The sequence below is a fragment of the Tessaracoccus lubricantis genome (assembly GCF_039544535.1).
GTDB lineage: Bacteria > Actinomycetota > Actinomycetes > Propionibacteriales > Propionibacteriaceae > Arachnia > Arachnia lubricantis.
The window spans coordinates 1-18,016 of record NZ_BAABLV010000040.1 but is presented as its reverse complement, the minus strand read 5'-3'; the positions used below and the strand labels follow the sequence as shown (position 1 = coordinate 18,016).

Genomic DNA, 18,016 nt, shown 5'->3' with positions numbered 1-18,016 from the left:
CTCCGCAACGGGACCTACTACCAGCCAAGACCAGCCGTCGCAGCTTGACAGACACCATAGGGACACCCCCCCAGGAGCTCGCCGAACTCTTCGGGATCACCACCAAGACCGTCCGGCGTCGCATCGCGGAGGGCACGCTGCCCGCCTTCCGCGTCGGGCGCCAGATCCGCATCGACGTCACAGCCGCCGAAGACGCGCTCATGCGCCCCATGAATGCAGCAGCGGCCGCGTTGATCAGCGCGCGTCGCCGAAGCAGGTCCACGAGGTAGCCGTACAACGTAGCACAAGTGCTACCCTAGGGGTCATGAAGACCGTGGGAGTCAGAGAACTCCGCCAGGACGCCTCCGAGCTGCTCCGCCGAGTCCAGACCGGCGAGGAGATCACCATCACCGTGTCCGGCCGGCCCAGCGCACGACTCGTCCCCACCCAGGCCGCGCAGTGGCGCTCCTGGGAAGACATCGCCGACCTGTTCCACGGCCACAACGACCCCGATCTGGAACGGGACCGGCAGCTCCTCGACGAAGAGCTACGCGACCCCTGGGGCGACAGTTGAGCACCACAAGCGGATTCCCCGAGCGGGCCATCCTCGACACCAGCGTGGTCATCGCCAGCGACATCGCTCCCATCCCAGGCGTTGTGGCAATCAGCGCGATCACCCTGGCCGAACTCCACTTCGGAGTGCTGGTCGCCAAGACCCCGGCCATCCGCGCGGAACGGCTACGGCGGCTCAGCGTGCTGCAACGACACTTCGACGCCCTGCCCGTCGACGAGGCGGTCGCCGTCAGCTACGGCCAGCTCGCCGCCACCGTGGTCGAGGCCGGCCGCCAGCCGCGCAGACGAGTCATGGACCTACTGATCGCAGCAACCGCCCACGCCCACCACGCCCGCCTCTACACCCGCAACATCGACGACTTCGCAGGCCTGGAGGACCTCATCGACATCACACCCGCCTGATCCCACCACCCTCACACACGACGACCGAGAACGTCCAGCGCACGTGGGCTCCCCGAAGCGAGAGGGAGCGCTCGCACACCGCATGAGCGGACGTACCAGGGACCGACGAGGACTCCTCAGGTGGGACATCCGGAGCCGAGTGACCATTTGTCACACCGCCGACAGATGTGCGTACTCGTTCGCGTGCAGGGAATGGCGCGGACTGAGCACTAGCCTCCGTCAAGCCCTTGACCTGCTCGCGACGATCGCGCAGCGGACCGGAGTGGCTACTTGATCGTCGTGAGCGCCGACTCGATGGCTGCGAGTCGCGCGATGTGGACCGCCCCTTGGATGGCAGCGTCCTCCCCGAGCTCGCTTGGTTGGATCTGAAGGCCCTTGCGGCCAAAGGGGGGTGTCGACTGTTCGATCTGCTCTTGAATGCCTCTCTTGAGAATTTGGGAGGCCGGTGCACTGCCGGCATCGACGACGAGCGCTCCGGGGTTGGATAAGGTGCAGATGTCGGCGAGCGCCCGTGGTGGAGGACCGCGGTCGCGATCTCGGACCCTGCGCGCGGACTGCTCGACGTGCACGACGCGCGGAGCGCAACCCTCATCGACAGTACGATCGTCGAGCTCACCGGCGACGAGCGATGTGCGCTCGAGGAGGCGGTCCCGTGATGCGCCGGCTGCGCGCGCTGCTCGACGCTCGGGGCCCGAAGCCGGAGGAGGCCACCCTGGCTCGCCGCGCCGTATGAGGTCGCTCAGCGTGGCCGCCAATCGGGAACTGCGGTTCGGCCGTCAGTCCAGCAGGGAAGCCCCTGCCGCAGGGCCGCAGACTCCCGAGCGTGCCTTGAGGGTTTCAGGCCTCGTCGGGCCCAGGAGGTCACGGCCGTAGCTCGAGCGGGGGCGATCCGCCCGTCGGACGGCGGCCGGAGACAGGACTGTCCCCGGCCGGCGCGCTTCCTCCGGCTAGTTGAGTACGAACTCGGCGTTGAGGACATCCCCGTCGTGCGTGGTGGCCGTCACCACGTAGCACTTCCCCGCGTCAGCCTTCTGGGTCTTCCAGTTGAAGATGAACTGTCCTGCATACCAGTCGAACCTCAGTTGCGTTCCGGGGTTCGCGACCAACACGGAGTCGGCGGTGGGGCCTCCGGCGCAGTTGCTCTTGGTCGCGCTGAGGCTTACCAGGTCCGCGTTGGTGACATCTGCGAACGTGAACTTGAGGGGAACGGTCCGCCCGGCCTTGATGGTGTTCACGCCCGCTGTCACCGGCTGGTGGAAGCCCTCCGTCACGTCCGGGAGGATCTGCCAATCGGTGGCATACGCGTCGGTTCCTCCGAGTGCCTCGTATGCGTCGACGTTGCCGCCCGGCCAGTAGCCGGACGCGTAGAGGTCGGAGTTGGCTGAGGTCTGCACTTTGAAGTAGCCGTCGTCAGTCGGGATGAGGTTCCACTGCTGGTCGGAGCCGTCCTTGTGTACCCACTGGACGAGCTTGTTCCCTTGGCTGGCCGTCCCGCCGTTGAGCGACACGGCTCGGCCTCCCGCCTTGTTGATGAAGGAGAAGGTGCCGTTGCTGCGTGGGAGGACGTGCCACCGCTGTGTGTCGTTGTCGGGGTTGTTCGACCAGGTGATGATGTCTGGTTGGTACGCGTTGTACCGCGGGTAGAACTGGAAGTCCTGCGTGTTGTCCTGCGCCGTGCTCAGGACCTCGCCGGTCTTGCGGTTCTGGAGGGTGTAGTAGGCGCCGGCGGAATGGCCGATGTCGACATGACCGAACCTGATGGGGCTGGCGGTCCCCGGTGCGGTCCAGGACGCCTGGATGATAAGCAGCTGCCCGGTGTCCCTGACGTACTGGAGGTTGCGGCTGTAGCCGGGGGCTACTGGAGTGTTGTAGTTCTTCCATCCGTGGGCGGTGCCTGGTCCGTAGGGCGGAGGGGCGAGTTCGGTGCTCAGGCCGGACTCGTTGATCACCACGGCGCTGTCGTTTGCGTCGTTGTACACGATTCGGCCGTCCGGCAGTTCAAGCAGGACGGGGCTGCCGCCGGCAATGCCGGGTGCGGTCTCCCATGGACCTTCGCCCCAGGTCGATCCGTCCCACGGTTCGCAGTGGAGGAGGTCGTCGCAGACCTTCATGCGGGTGTTCCGGCCTCCGCCGAAGTACTCGAAGGTCTGGATCCACTTGCCGTCTGTGGTTTCGGCGCTCGTGATCATGCCAGGCCGTCCACCGCCGATGACTGTCCAGGACTGGTCTCCATCCTCGACGGTGTGGGTGACGCCTGCGACATCGAGCACGGCCTCGCTCCATCCAGTGCCGTCCCAGGTCTTGTGGACGAGGATCTGGTTTCCGGAGTCCTTGCCGGTGTCGTTGTTCGGGGTCAACTCCGGCACAAGGGTGTCGGGGTCATAGCCGGAGTAGTCGTTCTCGTCCGAGTACCAGGCGATCAACTGCCCGTCGTGGACGGCCAGGTGGGGCTCCCACACCGGGTCGACCTGACGGTTGACGTTGGCATTGGAGATCGCTGAACCGATGCGGCCGGCGCTGCCGCCCTGCCAGCCTCCGGTGGCGATGATGTCTTCGAAGGTCCAGGTCTGACCTTCGTCGGTGCTCGAATACAGGGCGATGGCCAGGTCGCGGCGGTCTCCGTCGCCGTTTGGGGTCCAGTTCGGGTTCTTCGCCTTCTGCTCGTTGTACCACTCGTCGTCGCCCGATACGACGCTGGAGAGCAGAAGCGTTCCCTCGACCAGGTCGCCTACCGTCTCTGGCATCACGTAGAGGTAGGGATTGGTCCAGTTGCTGATGTACTTGTCGTAGGCAGGATCGTTTGACAGGTCCGCGGGAGACCCGACCTCGGAGAGCTCCTGCCAGGTGTCGCCGTTGTCGTCGCTCTTCCAGATCGGGATGTCCTGGCCGTCGACGGCGCCTCGGCTGTCCTCGAACGCCAAGACAATGCGCCCGCTGGGCAGTTGAGTGGACTTGGGGTAGAGCACACAGGGGAACTTGTTGCAGGTGTCGACGGAGTCGGGCGTCATCACGACGCCCGGGCTGGGGGTGTAGGCGAGGGCGTTGATCGCGGTGGGAACCGTGAGGACTATCGCGGCTCCGATGGCCGCCGCGGCGGTCAGGGTCCTTGGTGGGCGTGATCGCTTCATTGCGGGTCTCTCTCTCGGGGTTGTTCGTGCGTGACGGGCGTCGCGCACTGGCGTGCGACCAGTCGGTCGTGTGGAGCCATGAGTTGCTCAGGCGGGATCGACCCGGGTCGGTGTGAGCAGCGTCGGCGCGTCGACGATCCGCAACGGTCCGACGAGGTCCAGCGTTGCGGTCGTCGTGATGTCTTCGACCGACCGGCCCGAGGACAGGGTGACCCGACCGGGCTCCACGACCCTGTGCAGGTCGATGCCCGTGAAGGCTGTGCGGTCGGCGTGGACCTCGAAGGTGACCCGAGCGCTGGCGCCTGCGTCCAGGGTGATCCGGCGGTATCCGATGAGGGATCGCACCGGTCGCGTGACCTGAGCGACCTCGTCGCTCAAGTAGAGCTGGACGACGTCGTCGCCCGAGCGTGATCCTGTGTTGGTGACCTTGATGCTGACCTCGACGGAACCGTCCGTGGGGATCTGAGTCGCGGATGTCTCCAGGGGTCCGTGCTCGAACGTCGTGTAGGACAACCCGTGCCCGAAGGGGTAAAGGGGTGAGGGGTCGAGATTGGAGATCCCGGCGCTGGCCCGTCCGAGGGGCGCGGCGAGGTAGGTCCCGGGCTGGCCGCCTGCTGTGCGTGGGACTCCTACAGGAAGCCGCCCGGACGGGTTGACCTCGCCTGACAGCACCCTCGCGATCGCGCCGCCGCCCTCTTCGCCGGGCATGAACGCCTGGATGATCGCGGCACACCGGTCGGCGTAGTTGCCGAGGGCGTAGGGTCGCCCTGACACGACCACCAGCACCACGGGAGTGCCTGTGTCGAGGATGGTGTCGACGAGTTCGCCTTGAATTCCGGGAAGGCTGAGATCTTCGACGTCGCAGCCTTCACCGGAGGTGCCGCGCCCGAACAGGCTTGCGAGATCGCCGACGGTCACGATGGCCAGGTCGGCCTGGCGGGCGGCCTCGACTGCGGCCGGGAGGCCTGAGCGGTCTGGCTCGACGATAGGGACGCCTCGTTCGCTGATGATGTTCGCTGTTGGGAGTGCGGCACCGAGCGCGTCGATCAGCGAGGGGACCGGCACCCCGGTGCCTTCGGCTTCATACCGGGCGAGGACGTGGATCGGGAATGAGTAGCAGCCCAGGAAGGTTCGGGGCTCGCCGGCCGATGGGCCGATTGCTGCGACGGTGCGAGTGGTGCCGCTCAGCGGCAGGATCCCGTCGTTCTTGAGCAGTGTGACTGACTTCTCGGCGAGTTCTCGGGCAATCACGCGGTTCTGCGGCCGGTCGAGATCGACCTGTTCCGTGTCCGCAGGCGTGGCCGTCCAGTCGGCGTCCAGGAGCCCGGCTTCGATCTTCTGCTTGAGAACGCGAAGCACGGCGCGGTCGACGAGCGACTCGTCCAGTTCGCCGGCCTCGATCAGGGGCGCGAGCCGACCGTAGGCGTCGGTCTCGGGTAGTTCCACGTCGATGCCGGCCGTCAGAGCGGTGGCGCCTGAGTGTGCCCGGTCGGGGCTGACGCGGTGCATCATGTCCAGGAATGCGATCGCCCAGTAGTCGGAGACGACGGTGCCGGAGAAGCCCCACCGGTCCCTCAGGATGCCAGTGAGGAGCTGCGGTGACGCTGCCGCCGGCTGCCCGTCGACGTCGGAGTACGAGTTCATCACCGACCGGGCTCCGCCCTCGCGGACCGCCATCTCGAACGGGGTCAGGATCACGTCGGTGAATTCCCTGGGGCCGATGGTCACCGGCGCGTGATTCCGCCCGGCCTTCGATGCCGGGTAGCCCGCGAAGTGCTTCAGGGTGGCGATGATGCCCGACGACTGCAGGCCCTTGACGTAGGCCGTGCCGAGTGTGCCCACCAGGTAGGGATCCTCGCCGATGGTCTCCTCGACGCGTCCCCACCGGTAGTCCCTGACCACGTCGAGCAGCGGGGAGAGTCCCTGGTGGACACCGACCGCACGCATGTCGTCGCCGATGGCCGCGGCCATGCGCCCTACCGCATCCGGGTCGAACGTTGCACCCCAGGCGATCGCGGCAGGGAAGACGCTCGCGCGATAGGTGGTGAACCCCGTCAGGCACTCTTCGTGGGCGATCGCCGGGATCCCGAAACGGGAGGCCTTGACGACGGCGTCCTGCATTCGCCGCAGTGCCGCAACGCCCTCCGCGGGTTCGACAGGGGCGCTGCCGAAGACACGGGTCAGCTGTCCGAGTCCATGCTCGATGGCCTTCTCGAATGTCCGGCGTCCGGCGTTGAAGGCTTCCTCGAGCGGAGCGACGTCACCGCCACCCTCCGGTTCCTCGGGTCTGGGCCAGTAGCTTCCCAGCTGGGCCAGCTTCTCGGGAAGGGTCATCTCGGACAGCAGCGCCGCGGCCCTGGTTTGCGGATCGACCGCGGGGTCACGCCAGGCGGGCATGGTTGTAGTAGGCATGGTGCTCCTCGGTGGGTGGGACTACTTGCCGAAGCCGGCGGTGAGCCCGGAAACGAGCTGGCGGCGGCCCACGATGTAGGCGGCGAGTATCGGAAGGACGGAGAGGACGACCGCGGCGAGCACCGCGGGGACGTTGACGGTGAACTCACCCTGGTACGACCACAGCGACAGCGGCAGCACGCGCGTCTCAGCGCTCTGAGTGAGGACCAGGGGGAACAGGAACCCGTTCCAGACCATGAGTGCGTCGTAGATGCCCACGGTCACGAGCGCGGGGCGGGTCAACGGAATCGCGAGGGCCCAGAGGCTGCGCCACGCGCCGGCCCCGTCGACCGTCATTGCTTCGAAGAGCTCATTGGGCACGTCACGCAGGAAGTTCGCGAGGATGAGCACGGTGAGCGGGATCGCGAAGGCTGCGGAGGGGAGGATCAGTGCCCACAAGGTGTCGTAGAGGCCCATGCGAACGATGAGGTAGTAGACCGGGATGATCGTTGCCTGGAGCGGAATGGCGATCCCGAGCAGGAAGAGCTGGAACGTCCTCCGCGTTGCCGCGGTCCTGCTCCTCACCACCGCATACGCGGCCATCATCGACACGGCGAGGGTGAGCGCAGTGGCGCCAAGCGTCACGACCAGCGAGTTGAAGAAATAGCGGGCGAAGTCGTTCTCGAGCACCATCCGATACGCGTCGAGCGTCGGGTTGGACGGAATCGAGAGCGGATTCTCCGAGAAGTAGTCGCGCTGTGGCCGCAGGCTGGTGACCACGATGAAGTAGATCGGGATCAGAACAATGGCCAGCCATACGAAACCACTGATGGCGCCCAGCACATTAGGCCTGGTACGTGCGGATCTCATCTCAGATGCCCTCCATCTGGCTCTCCATGCGGTGCGCACCCGAGAGCCGGTTCAAGACGAGCGACACGGTCAGACCGAGCGCCACCAGGATGACGGCGACCACACTGGCTCCGCCCATGTCGTAGCTGCGGAAGCCGCGTAGGTACATGTCGAGGGGAAGCACGCGTGTCGCACTTCCTGGGCCGCCCTGCGTCAGCACGAAGATCAGGTCGAAGTACGTCAGCGAGCCGACGATCATGAGCGTCGAAGAGGTGATGATCGTGTACTTCAGCTGGGGAAGCGTGATGCTGAAGAACTGCCGCGTCGTGGAGGCTCCGTCGATCCTGGCCGCCTCGTACATGGTCACCGGAATCTGACGCACCCCCGACTGGTACAACAGGGAGTGGAAGGGGATGAACGACCACGCGATCACCCACATCACCACGAACAGCGCCAGGTCGGGGTCACCGAGCCAGTCCCGGGCGAGCCAGTCGAGCCCGAGCGCCTCACCGATTCCGAAGTTCGGATCCAGCAGGGACTTGTACGCGATGGCGACGGCAGCGGCAGAGAACAGCAGCGGCAGAAAGTACAACACCGAGAGCACGTTCCGGTAGCGCTGTCGGCCTGCCATGAACACGCCGAGCAGAAGCGAGATCGGCGCCTGGATGAGCCAACTCAGAGCGGTGAGCTCCAAGGTGAGGACCAAGGCATGCCTGGCGACGGGATCCTGGGAGATCCGGATCCAGTTGTCGAGACCGGCCCATGTGGGCGTGCCCAGGCCGTCCCAGCTCATCAGGGAGAGCACGACCACGCCGACGAGAGGGACGAGGGCGAAGAGACCAAAGAAGGCGAGCGCAGGGGCGGCGTACCAGAATGAAGGTCCGCCACCCCCACCCCGGCCAGCCTCAGTCGAGATGCTGGCACTCATCGTCACAGCGTGGCGTTCATGTTCTCGACGAACTGCTCAGGGGTGATCTGCCCGAGGAAGATCTGGCTGAGGTTCGTGAGAAGTTCCTGCGCCTGGTCCGCCGGGAGGGCCTGGTCCCAGGAGAGCTGGAAGTGCGGCGCGTCCTTGACCATGCCGTAGACGAAGGTGAGGTACTCCGCGTCGTCGGACGCAGCGATCTTGTCCTCCAGGCCGAGCAGCGGCGGCACCGTGCCCACGGTGAGGAACTCGTCGACGGCGTCGTCGGAGAGGTTGTTCTGGACGAGGAAGTCCACGGCCGTCTGCTGGGCCGCCTCACTCGACGAGGTGGACACGGACCAGAAGTTCGCGGGGTTGCCCACGATGTTCGCCGGATCGCCCGTGCCTCCGTCGACTGCGGGGAAGTTCGCATAGCCGAGGTTCCCGGCGGCAACGAAGTCTGGCGCGTTGTTCATGAAGTCCGGGTACACCCAACCGCCTTGCAGCACCATCGCGGCCTTACCTGTCCAGACGAGCGCGGTGTCGGCGCCACCATCCGCCACGGTCGAGCCGAAGCTATCTCCGAATGCGCCGGCGTCGACGAGCTCCTGGATCTTCGTGAGCGCCTCGGTGATGGCGGGATCGGACCAGGCGTCCGCTTCTCCGTCGAGGATGGCCTGGAACACCTCCGGGCCGCCGATGCGATCCGTAAGGTACTGGATGTACATGAGTTCCGGCCACACACTGGAGCCTGCGAGCGAGATCGGGATCACGCCCGCGTCCTTGAGCTTGGCGACGGCATCCAGAAGCTCCGTGTAGGTCGTCGGCAGTTCAACGCCTGCCTGCTGGAAGACCTCCTTGTTGTAGTACAGGATCACCGGCTGGACCTGGTTGTTCGGAACGGCGTAGGTCTTTCCATCGATCTGCCCGTTGGCGGCCACCGACGGGATGAGGCGGTCCATGAGCGGCGCCACGGAGTCCGTGATGTCAGCAACCGAGCCGTTGTTCACGTAGTCGGCGAGCGTTCCACCGGCCCACGAGAAGATCAGGGTCGGGGCATTGCCCGAGCCGACCGCGGTGCGGATCTTCTCCTTGTACGCGTCGTTGGCGAACCACTCCACGTTGATCGGCGAGTCGGGGTTATCGGAATTCCAGGCATCGAACTGGGCCTGGAACACGGCCTCGCTGCCGCCGGTGAGCGCCCAGGCGCTCGCGGACGGATCTCCGGAGGCGCTACCGCCACCACTTGTGGCGGTCTCGCCGGGCTGCACTCCGCCACCGCAGGCGGTCAGCGCGGCGAGCAGCGCGCCAGCGGCAACGGCGGCCAGCGGCCGCTTGAACGTCTTGAGCTTCATTGCTTCACCTTTCGCACCGTGAAATCTGAGGAACGTCGGTCGGTGTCGTTGGTGGTCCCGACGTCCCCACAAGCATGACTCAACACACCACAGAGAGGCAAGACTTTCCACACATGACGAAAACCTTTCGTTCTTTCTCGGGCACTGGGTGGGCGCGGAATCCGTTTGAGCTTCGGAGGGCGACAATCTCGCTCCAGAACGCGCACGCGCTTGGCAACACGTAGCGAAAGCTTTTCTCTACTGATACCCTCGACGACGTATCCAACGATGAGCAGCCACACGTCGTTCACCCGAAGCCGATCGGAATGAGGTTCCAATGGGCATCAGCACCGCCAACCGCCTTGACGCGACAACGTCCTGGCCCGGGGCGCACGCCTCCCGAACCGGCGAGGCATCATGGTCGATCCGTTGACGAACAGGCACCCCGTCGAGCGCCCCCCGGCCGCACTGAGCGGCCAACGCACAACGCTCGCCGCCGTCGCCCGCTCGACTGGGGTGTCCATCTCCACCGTGTCCAAGGTCATCAACGGCCGATCCGGCGTCAGCACCGCCACACGAGAGCGCGTGGAGGCGAGCCTCAACGAACTCGGCTACGTGAGCCTCGGCGCACGCCAAGGTTCACTGCTCCTGTCGGGTGAGAGCAGCATCGACGTGGTCGTCGATCCCCACGACATCTCCAACCCGTACCTGTCTACCTTCCTGGGCGGTGCGATGGAAGCAGCCGGGGAGTTGCATGCGGCAATCCTGCTTCGAAGCATCGACAACGTCGCCGAGGCGCACCCTGCGACGTGGGCGCAGGACATCGCACGCGCGGGCCGGGCGGGGGTGGTAGAGGTCACGAGCCGCTACTCCCCCGAACGCGAGCGCGCGCTCAAACAAGCGGGGATTCCAATGGTGCTAGTGGATCCCATCGATCTACCCCGCACCTCCACCCCGAGCGTCGGAGCAACCAACTGGGCAGGAGGCTACTCAGCCACCCAACATCTCATCGACCTGGGTCACCGCCGAATCCGGTACATCGGCGGTCCGCCCGGTGCGCACTGCGACGTCGTGCGAGCACATGGATGGGCCGCAGCAATGGCCGAAGCGGGCCTTGAAGCCAGCCTGGACGCGGTACCCAGGGGCGCCTACACATTCGAGCACGGCCTCGCCGCCGCCACACAACTGTTGACACTCAACGAACGCCCGACAGGTATCTTCGCCGGCAGCGACACCACTGCCATGGGCGTGATCGAGGCAGCCCGCCGTCTCGGCATCGAGGTCCCCGGGCAACTCAGCGTTGTCGGCTTCGACGACACCCTACTCGCACGGATGAGCGCACCCCCACTCACAACCGTGCATCAACCCATCGCCGACATCGCCCAGACAGCCATCCAAACCGTCCTGCGCCTCGCGCGCGGCGAAACGTTGAAGACCAGGCGAGTCGAACTGGCGACCCACCTCGTCATCCGCGACTCAACCAACCCGCCGAACACCTGAGTGAACCGCCCCGGAGTGTCCGGAGACTCGAAACCTTGGGAAGGTTGGAGTCATGTCAGGCAACAACACGTCGAGGCGGTACCCGGCTGAGCTGAAGGCTCGCGCGGTGCGGATGTATCGGGAGATCCGGTCGGATCACGACACGGACTGGGCGGCGATGGCGAAGGTGGCCGAGCTGCTCGGGATCGGGACCACGGAGACGCTGCGCAAGTGGGTCCGCCAGGCCGAGATCGACCAGGGCGACCGTCCCGGGGTCACCTCGGAGGAGTCGGCCGAGATCAAGCGGTTGAAGCGGGAGAACGCGGAGCTGAAACGGGCCAACGCGATCCTGAAAGCGGCCTCGCCTTTCTTCGCGTCAATGCCACGCTTGAGGTGTCCGGCAGGGCTCGCTCCTTTCTTCGCTGCCTGAGGTTGTGGCTTCTCGTCCGATGTGCGGCTCTGCCGGGCGCCCTCGCCATCGGGGCGGGTGTGGCCTGATAGGAGCGTGCCAGGCTCGATTGACGCCTGCCCACCAGTCCCGATGGCCAGGCCGCATGCCACGTCACCATCGAGGGAGAACAGGATGCTTGTCACGATCGGGGCCGACTGCCACATGAAGTCCCACACACTCGTCGCCGTCGATCCGGTCGGAAGGAACCTAGGCCAGATCACGGTCGGCACAAACACCGATGGCCACCTGCGGTTGCTGACCTGGGCCGAGCAGTTCGACGAGGTCATCTTCGCTCTCGAGGACTGCCGGCACGTCACCCGACGGCTCGAACGTGACCTGCTGCGCGCCGGCCAGAAGGTCCTTCGAGTGCCCACGAAGCTGATGGGCGAAGCTCGCCGCATCGCACGGCAACCAGGCAAGTCAGATCCCATCGATGCCGAGGCGGTCGCCATCGCCGCCCTGCGCCATCCCGACCTGCCGACAGCCCAACTCGACGGGCCAGCTCGCGACATCAAGCTCCTGTCGGACCATCGCCGCGACCTGGTGATGCAGCGGACCCGCAGCACATCGGCCACTCGAAGCGTAGGCAGGACCAGCCAAGTCGAGGCGGGGTGCTCAATGAAGCCAGGAGCTAGGCAGCGCTTCCCGATCCCGTTCGCCGCTCGGACCAGCCACTGGTACTGGAGCGCCATACTCCTGCCGATGTAGCCGGCTCGACACCGCGAAGGTCTACAGCAAGGGCGTGTGGATCATACGGATTGTTGGGTTCTGGGACGAGTTCGAACCAGACCTCGCCGCGCAGGGTCTCATCTGCGTACGCCTCCGGGCAATATGTGTTGCCGCGGATACCGGTGACGTATGTGTCTCGGACATCCAAGTCGAGGTCCGCCTTCAGGTGGGAATACCTAGCCTCCTCCATAGTGCAGAGTTCCAACGGAAACGAGCCGGGACGGTACTCATCGCGGGGTCGGGGCCAGACGCCTGAGAGATCCAGCTCGTCGTCATCCTCGTCGTCCCACTCGTCATCGAACTTCTCCACATCTTCAGTGGCTCGATAGACCTCTAGGCCACCCCATGGCGTGGAGTCTCTCTTGCTATTCATAGAACGGAGCCCCGCAAAGCTCCATCAATGATCCCGAAGACGTCACGAACACGGTTCGTTCCACAAGCTTTCGAGGGAGGATCGAAAACGAAGTAGCGACCAGCGGGCGCGACAGCGGGACTTGGGGGCAGCATCGATGCACTCCTCACGGGCACTGGTTGAGGTTGGTGACGAGCCTATCCAAAACAGCCATCGGCTCTTCTCCACCCCCGGCTTGGGGTCAGGGACGGTACAACTGAACCGGGATTGAGTTTCCCGCGGAGTTGTCGCGACGCATCTGGACCACCACAGCCCCCAAAGGCCCGCCAGCCTATTGATGGGCTCACATCCCGCGACGCCGGGACGGCCGACGCGGACGACCGACTCTGGGCATCTGCGGACGTTCGGCACTCGACTGCGGGCGGACCTGAAGGCCGCCCCCTGGGGCTCGGAACTGCTTCGCGCGATTGTCTGGAGTCGTGTCGCGCACCCGCTCTCCCCCCAGAGTCCCCTCACCCGGCCAGGAGGCGCAGCAGCACCCTAGCGACGAGGCGCGCCGAGCATCACCGGTTCACGGCACGCGTCCACTGTTCCGGGGGGTACGTCCTTCAGGGTCGGTTCCAGAGTGCCGCACACCTATTGCACCATCGGTCGACCCGCTGGAAACTCGTTGACGCGGGATGGGGTGTTGGGGTGGGTTACCAGATGTGTGACGGCGTCTCTCCAGAAGCTGACTGCGGGGTCGGGGTATACGTATCTGACCCGGCAGGTTGCTGCCATGGACTCGACGGAGAAGGGCCGCACGACGCTGACGTCGTACTACTCGGAGAAGGGCGAGACCCCGGGCCGGTGGGTCGGCTCCGGCCTGGCCGCGCTCGACATGCGGCCGGGTAGTCCGGTCGACGAGGTCCAGATGCGGGCCTTGTTCGGGTCCGGGTTCCATCCCAACGGTGAGGCGCGGCTGGCCGCGCTCTCTGCCGATGCGACTCCGGAGCAGGTGCGTCAGGCGCAGCGGCTCGGGGCTCCGTTCCAGGTCCGCCGGGACGCCACCAGGTTTCAGCAGCTGGTCGCGGAGTGCTGCGGAGCCTGGGTCGCCGAGAACGGGCTGAAGCCGGGCGGCGAGGTGCCGGTCGATGTGCTTGCCGGCATCCGCAGCGGGCTTGCGTCGGAGGCATTCGCGGCGCGGGTGGGTCGCCCGCCGAGTGGTCTGGAGTTGTCCACGGAGGTGGCGAGATTGTCGAGGAACCCGAACACGGCGTGTGCCGGGTTCGATGTCACGTTCTCCCCCGTCAAGTCCGTCTCCACCCTCTGGGCGATCGCCCCCAGGGACATCGCGGCGCAGATCGAGGAGGCGCACAACCAGGCGGTGGAGGATGCTTTGGGATACATCGAGGAGCATGTCCTCTACTCGCGCCGGGGTGCGGGTGGGGTGCGTCAGGTGGAGGTCACCGGCCTTGTCGGGACCGCGTTCACACATCGGGATTCGCGGGCTGGGGATCCGGACCTGCACACGCATGTGGCGATCGCGAACAAGGCCCGAACCCTCGACGGGCACTGGTTGGCAATCGACGCCCGCCCGCTGTACGCGGGTCTGGTGTCGATCTCGGAGGTATACAACACGAGCCTCGAGGCGCGCCTGGTGGAGCGGCTCGGGGTCCGCTTCGCCGTGGAGTCGAACCGGGACCCCTCGAAGCGGGGGATCCGGGAGATCGTCGGCGTGCCGGCGCTGTTGCGGGAGGCGTGGTCGAAAAGGCGCACCGCTATCGTGGTCCGCGAGGCCGACCTCGCCGCGAAGTTCCAGGCCGATCATCACCGGCCACCGACACCGGTCGAAGCATCGAAGCTGGCGCAGCAGGCCACCCTCGAGACCCGGGACGCGAAGCATGAGCCCCGCACGATCGACGAGCAGCGCGCTGCCTGGAGGAGCGAAGCCGAGCGTCTCCTCGGACCCCGGGCAGTCGGTCACATCCTCGACGCCACCCGCAGTACCCGCGACCACAAGCGCCCTGCCGTCACCTCGGACTGGATCGGCCAGGCGGCCGGCGACATCGTGGAGTCGATGGGTCTGCACCGCGCGTCGTGGACCCGCTGGCACCTGCATGCCGAGGCCTCGCGCCGCGCCCGTGAACGGGCCATGAACGCGGACCACGCAAAGCAGTTGACCGAGGAACTCCTCGCCGCGGCGACCGCGCTGTGTGTCCCTGTCGACACCTGGACCGACCCCATCCAGGAACCGTCCGACCTGCGGCGCACGACCGGCGAGTCCACGTACCAGACGGTCGGCACCCGACGGTTCACCTCGGCCGCCGTCCTCCGCGCGGAGCAACAGATCATGGACGCTGCCGCTCTCACCGACGGGCCTCGGGCCGCGGAGGCCGACGTCACCGTGGCACTGCTCCGGTCCACCAGCCAGGGCATCGATCTGAACGCCGGTCAGGTCGATCTCGTCCGAGAGTTGGCCACCTCGGGGAAGTGGGTGCAGCTCGCGCTGGCCGCCGCCGGGGCGGGGAAGACCACCGCGCTCGCGGTACTGGCCAACGCGTGGCGCGAAACCGAGCGGCAGGTCGTCGGACTCGCCCCCTCCGCCGTCGCGGCCCGCCAACTCGAAGACCAGATCGGCCACGGCACCACCCTGGCGAAGCTCGCCTGGGACATCACCAACAGGCCCCGCGACGCGGCGAACCTCGTCCAGCCCGGGACGCTGCTGATCATCGACGAAGCCGGCATGGCCGACACCCCCACCCTCGCCCGCATCATCGGCTACGCCACGGACCGCGGCGCGTCAGTCAGGTTGATCGGGGATGATCAGCAACTCGCGTCCATCGGAGCCGGCGGCATCCTCCGCGACCTCGCCACCACTCACGGCGCCGTCACGTTGAACCAGATCCTGCGCTTCACCGATCCCGCCGAAGCCGCCGCATCCCTCGCGCTGCGCGACGGGCGACCCGAAGCCCTCGGCTATTACCTCGACCAGAACCGACTCCATCCCGGGACCGCCGAAACCGTCCTCACCGACGCCCTCGACGCCTGGATCCGCGACAAGGACCAAGGTCTCGACTCGCTCATGCTCGCCGGCACCCGCGACCAGGCGGCCACCCTCAACCACCGGGCCCGGCAACACCGCCTCCACGGCAACCCGACCGCCGCGGATCAGCGCCGGGTCGACCTCGCGGACGGGAACCAGGCCTCACGAGGCGATGTGATCATCACCCGCCTCAACGACCGCCGCCTGCGCGTCTCCGACACCGACTGGGTCAAGAACGGCGACCGGTGGACCATCACCCGTGTCTCCCCCACCGGCACCGTCCACGCGACCCACCGCCGCTCGGGACTCCCGATCCGGCTCCCCGCCGACTACGTCCGCGACCACGTCGAGCTCGGCTACGCCGTCACCGTCCACACCTCCCAGGGCATCACCGTCGACACCACCCACACCATCCTCACCGGAACCGAGACCCGCCAGCAGGCCTACGTCGCGCTCACCCGCGGACGGGCAGCGAACCACGCCTACATCCAGATCGTCGGCGACACCACCGAGGCCACGCCGATCGACCCGACCACGCTGCGCCCTCAGACCGTCCTCGACGTCTGCGAATCCGTCCTGGCCCGAGACAGCGCCCAACGCTCCGTCACCACCGAGACCCGCGAAGCAGCAGACCCCTACTCCCGCCTCGGCATCGCGGTCGCCCGCTACACCGACGCCCTCACCGTCGCGCTCGAAGACCTCCACCCCGACCAGACCCGGGAACTCGACGAGCGTGCCGACCAGACGGTCAACCGGCTCACCGACAGCCCCGCCTGGACAACCCTCCGAGCCCACCTCCTCCACGCCGCCGCGCACTACGACCAGCACACCACCCCCCTCGATCTGCTCCACCGCATCACGAACACCAGAGAACTCGCCACCGCCAACGACCCCGCCGCCGTCCTCACCTGGCGACTCCCCCACCCAACCACCACCGGGCCGCTCCCCTGGCTCCCCGACATCCCCACCGACATCGCCGGCCACGACCAGTGGGGCCCCTACCTCGCCGCCCGAGCCCAGCAAGTCCAGGACACCGCCGCCGAGGTGCGCCACACCGCCGCATCACCCGAGCCCCCTGGGTGGGCGCTGCCCGGCCAGCCGCTCACCCCCGAACTCGTCGCCGACATCGAGGTCTGGCGCGCCTCCTGGCAGGTCGACCGCGATGACCGTCGCCCCACTGGCCCCGCCCGACTCGGCACGCTCCCCGCCCGCCACCAGCAACAGCTTCAGGACCGCATCCACCCCGTCGACCCCGTCCACCCCTGGCTGCAACGACTCCACGACATCCGCCACGACATCCCCCAGGACGACTCCGCGCCCGCCCTCGCACACCGGCTCGCCGACCTCCACCGCCAAGGACTCCCAGCCGCCCGGCTCCTCACCCAGGCCGCCGACGACGGCCCCCTCCCCGCCGAACAACCCGCCGACGCCCTCTGGTGGCGCATCACCCGACACCTCCTAATCGACAACCCGAGCGGCCGAAACCAGAACACGACCACGGAAACGCTGCACCCGACCCCGGTCCTCCTGCCCGGAGACTTGGCCGCGCTGCTCGCCCAGGCCAGCGGCAGGAACAAGACACACGACAAGACCCGCACCCGCCCGACACCGCAGGCACCACCACCACGCTGACAATCGACCCAGTCCTGTGCTTAACACTCCCCAGCAGGTAGTGTTAAGCACATGAATGTGGGAGGTCGGGTCCGGCGGCTGCCGACCGAGATCACGGGCGCACCCATGCGCACCGTGCGCCCGGTCATGCTGCGCGACCTGTACGCGAACCCCGAGAAAGAACTGGTCCGGCTCCGCCGCAACGGACTCGTCATCAGGATCGCCCACGGCACCTACATCGCCAAGCCCGACACCATCGCCCCAGGCGAACCCTGGAAGCCGCCGTTCGAAGAAGCCGCCATGGCCTACGCCACCGCCGCCTACGGCGACCGCATCCCCGTACTCGCCGGCATCGGCGCCGCCCGCCACTGGCACGCCATCCCCCGCGCCATCGCCGCCACCGTGATCGCCGCACCCGAACAACACCGACCCGTCACCCTCACCACCAGAGGCCGGATCGTGTTCACCCGCCGCGACACCACCACCATCGACGCTCTCCCCGTCGACACCGCCCTCGGCACCATGCGCGTCACCCGCATCGAACAGACCCTCATCGATCTCATCCTCAGACCCGACCTGGGCGGCATGCCCGCCGAAGCGCGCGCCGCCGCGATCGCCCTCGAACCCCGCGCCGATCCCGAGCACATCGCTCACCTCATCGCAGCCCTACCCAAAGCCCCCGCCGCCAAGGTGCGCGCATGGCTGGCCGACCACCAGGCCCGCAATGCCTGACCCGACCCGTTACCTTCTAGGTAGCCCCGATGGTCGGGGTTCTGGTCACCAGGCCCGGCATGACTTACTGCCCCTGT

Annotated in this window: 12 protein-coding genes and 1 pseudogene; 8 read left to right on the top strand and 5 right to left on the bottom strand. The window is 66.9% G+C overall.

Annotated features, from left to right (window positions below; genetic code table 11):
* From ABEA30_RS13575 to ABEA30_RS13565, 3 genes are all read left to right on the top strand, one after another.
* Positions 1-269 (top strand): helix-turn-helix domain-containing protein (locus ABEA30_RS13575; RefSeq protein WP_345583748.1); only part of this gene is annotated, 269 nt, incomplete at its 5' end.
* A 35-nt stretch (positions 270-304) separates the two neighbouring features.
* Positions 305-553 carry a type II toxin-antitoxin system Phd/YefM family antitoxin gene (locus tag ABEA30_RS13570; protein WP_345583746.1) on the top strand — a complete coding sequence of 83 codons (249 nt, stop codon included), beginning with the start codon at positions 305-307 and terminating at the stop codon, positions 551-553.
* Positions 550-954 (top strand): type II toxin-antitoxin system VapC family toxin, encoded by a 405-nt coding sequence (locus tag ABEA30_RS13565; RefSeq protein ID WP_345583744.1) that lies wholly within the window; start codon positions 550-552, stop codon positions 952-954. Before ABEA30_RS13570 ends, ABEA30_RS13565 begins: the two co-directional genes overlap by 4 nt.
* A 947-nt stretch (positions 955-1,901) precedes the next feature.
* Here the strand turns inward: ABEA30_RS13565 and ABEA30_RS13560 are convergent.
* The 5 genes from ABEA30_RS13560 to ABEA30_RS13540 all read right to left on the bottom strand — a co-directional run bounded on the left by ABEA30_RS13560 (position 1,902) and on the right by ABEA30_RS13540 (position 9,581).
* Positions 1,902-4,082: a PxKF domain-containing protein gene (locus tag ABEA30_RS13560; protein WP_345583742.1), complete on the bottom strand. Its 2,181-nt coding sequence runs from the start codon at positions 4,080-4,082 to the stop codon at positions 1,902-1,904.
* 87 nt (positions 4,083-4,169) lie between these two features.
* Complete coding sequence (locus ABEA30_RS13555; RefSeq protein WP_345583740.1) at positions 4,170-6,494, bottom strand: beta-xylosidase/alpha-l-arabinosidase; 2,325 nt, start codon at positions 6,492-6,494, stop codon at positions 4,170-4,172.
* A gap of 21 nt (positions 6,495-6,515) precedes the next feature.
* On the bottom strand, positions 6,516-7,343 hold the full coding sequence (locus tag ABEA30_RS13550; RefSeq protein ID WP_345583738.1) for a carbohydrate ABC transporter permease: 828 nt from the start codon (positions 7,341-7,343) through the stop codon (positions 6,516-6,518).
* A 1-nt stretch (position 7,344) separates the two neighbouring features.
* The gene (locus ABEA30_RS13545) at positions 7,345-8,250 is read right to left on the bottom strand and encodes a carbohydrate ABC transporter permease (RefSeq protein WP_345583736.1); all 906 of its coding nucleotides are present in this window, start codon (positions 8,248-8,250) and stop codon (positions 7,345-7,347) included.
* Between the two features lie 2 nt (positions 8,251-8,252).
* A complete protein-coding gene (locus ABEA30_RS13540; protein WP_345583734.1) occupies positions 8,253-9,581 on the bottom strand; it encodes an extracellular solute-binding protein in 1,329 nt (442 codons plus the stop codon).
* Between the two features lie 396 nt (positions 9,582-9,977).
* On the opposite strand from ABEA30_RS13540, the gene ABEA30_RS13535 reads away from it, so the two are divergent.
* The 5 genes and pseudogenes from ABEA30_RS13535 (at position 9,978) to ABEA30_RS13515 (ending at position 17,939) form a co-directional block, all read left to right on the top strand.
* The gene (locus ABEA30_RS13535) at positions 9,978-11,060 is read left to right on the top strand and encodes a LacI family DNA-binding transcriptional regulator (protein WP_345583732.1); all 1,083 of its coding nucleotides are present in this window, start codon (positions 9,978-9,980) and stop codon (positions 11,058-11,060) included.
* A 52-nt stretch (positions 11,061-11,112) separates the two neighbouring features.
* A pseudogene (locus ABEA30_RS13530) lies at positions 11,113-11,427 on the top strand (transposase); the annotation flags it as partial.
* 195 nt (positions 11,428-11,622) lie between these two features.
* The gene (locus ABEA30_RS13525; protein WP_345583730.1) at positions 11,623-12,198 is read left to right on the top strand and encodes an IS110 family transposase; all 576 of its coding nucleotides are present in this window, start codon (positions 11,623-11,625) and stop codon (positions 12,196-12,198) included.
* Positions 12,199-13,196: 998 nt separating this feature from the next.
* Complete coding sequence (mobF, locus tag ABEA30_RS13520; protein WP_345583728.1) at positions 13,197-17,228, top strand: MobF family relaxase; 4,032 nt, start codon at positions 13,197-13,199, stop codon at positions 17,226-17,228.
* A gap of 51 nt (positions 17,229-17,279) precedes the next feature.
* Positions 17,280-17,939: a hypothetical protein gene (locus ABEA30_RS13515; protein ID WP_345583726.1), complete on the top strand. Its 660-nt coding sequence runs from the start codon at positions 17,280-17,282 to the stop codon at positions 17,937-17,939.
* Positions 17,940-18,016: the final 77 nt, after the last annotated feature.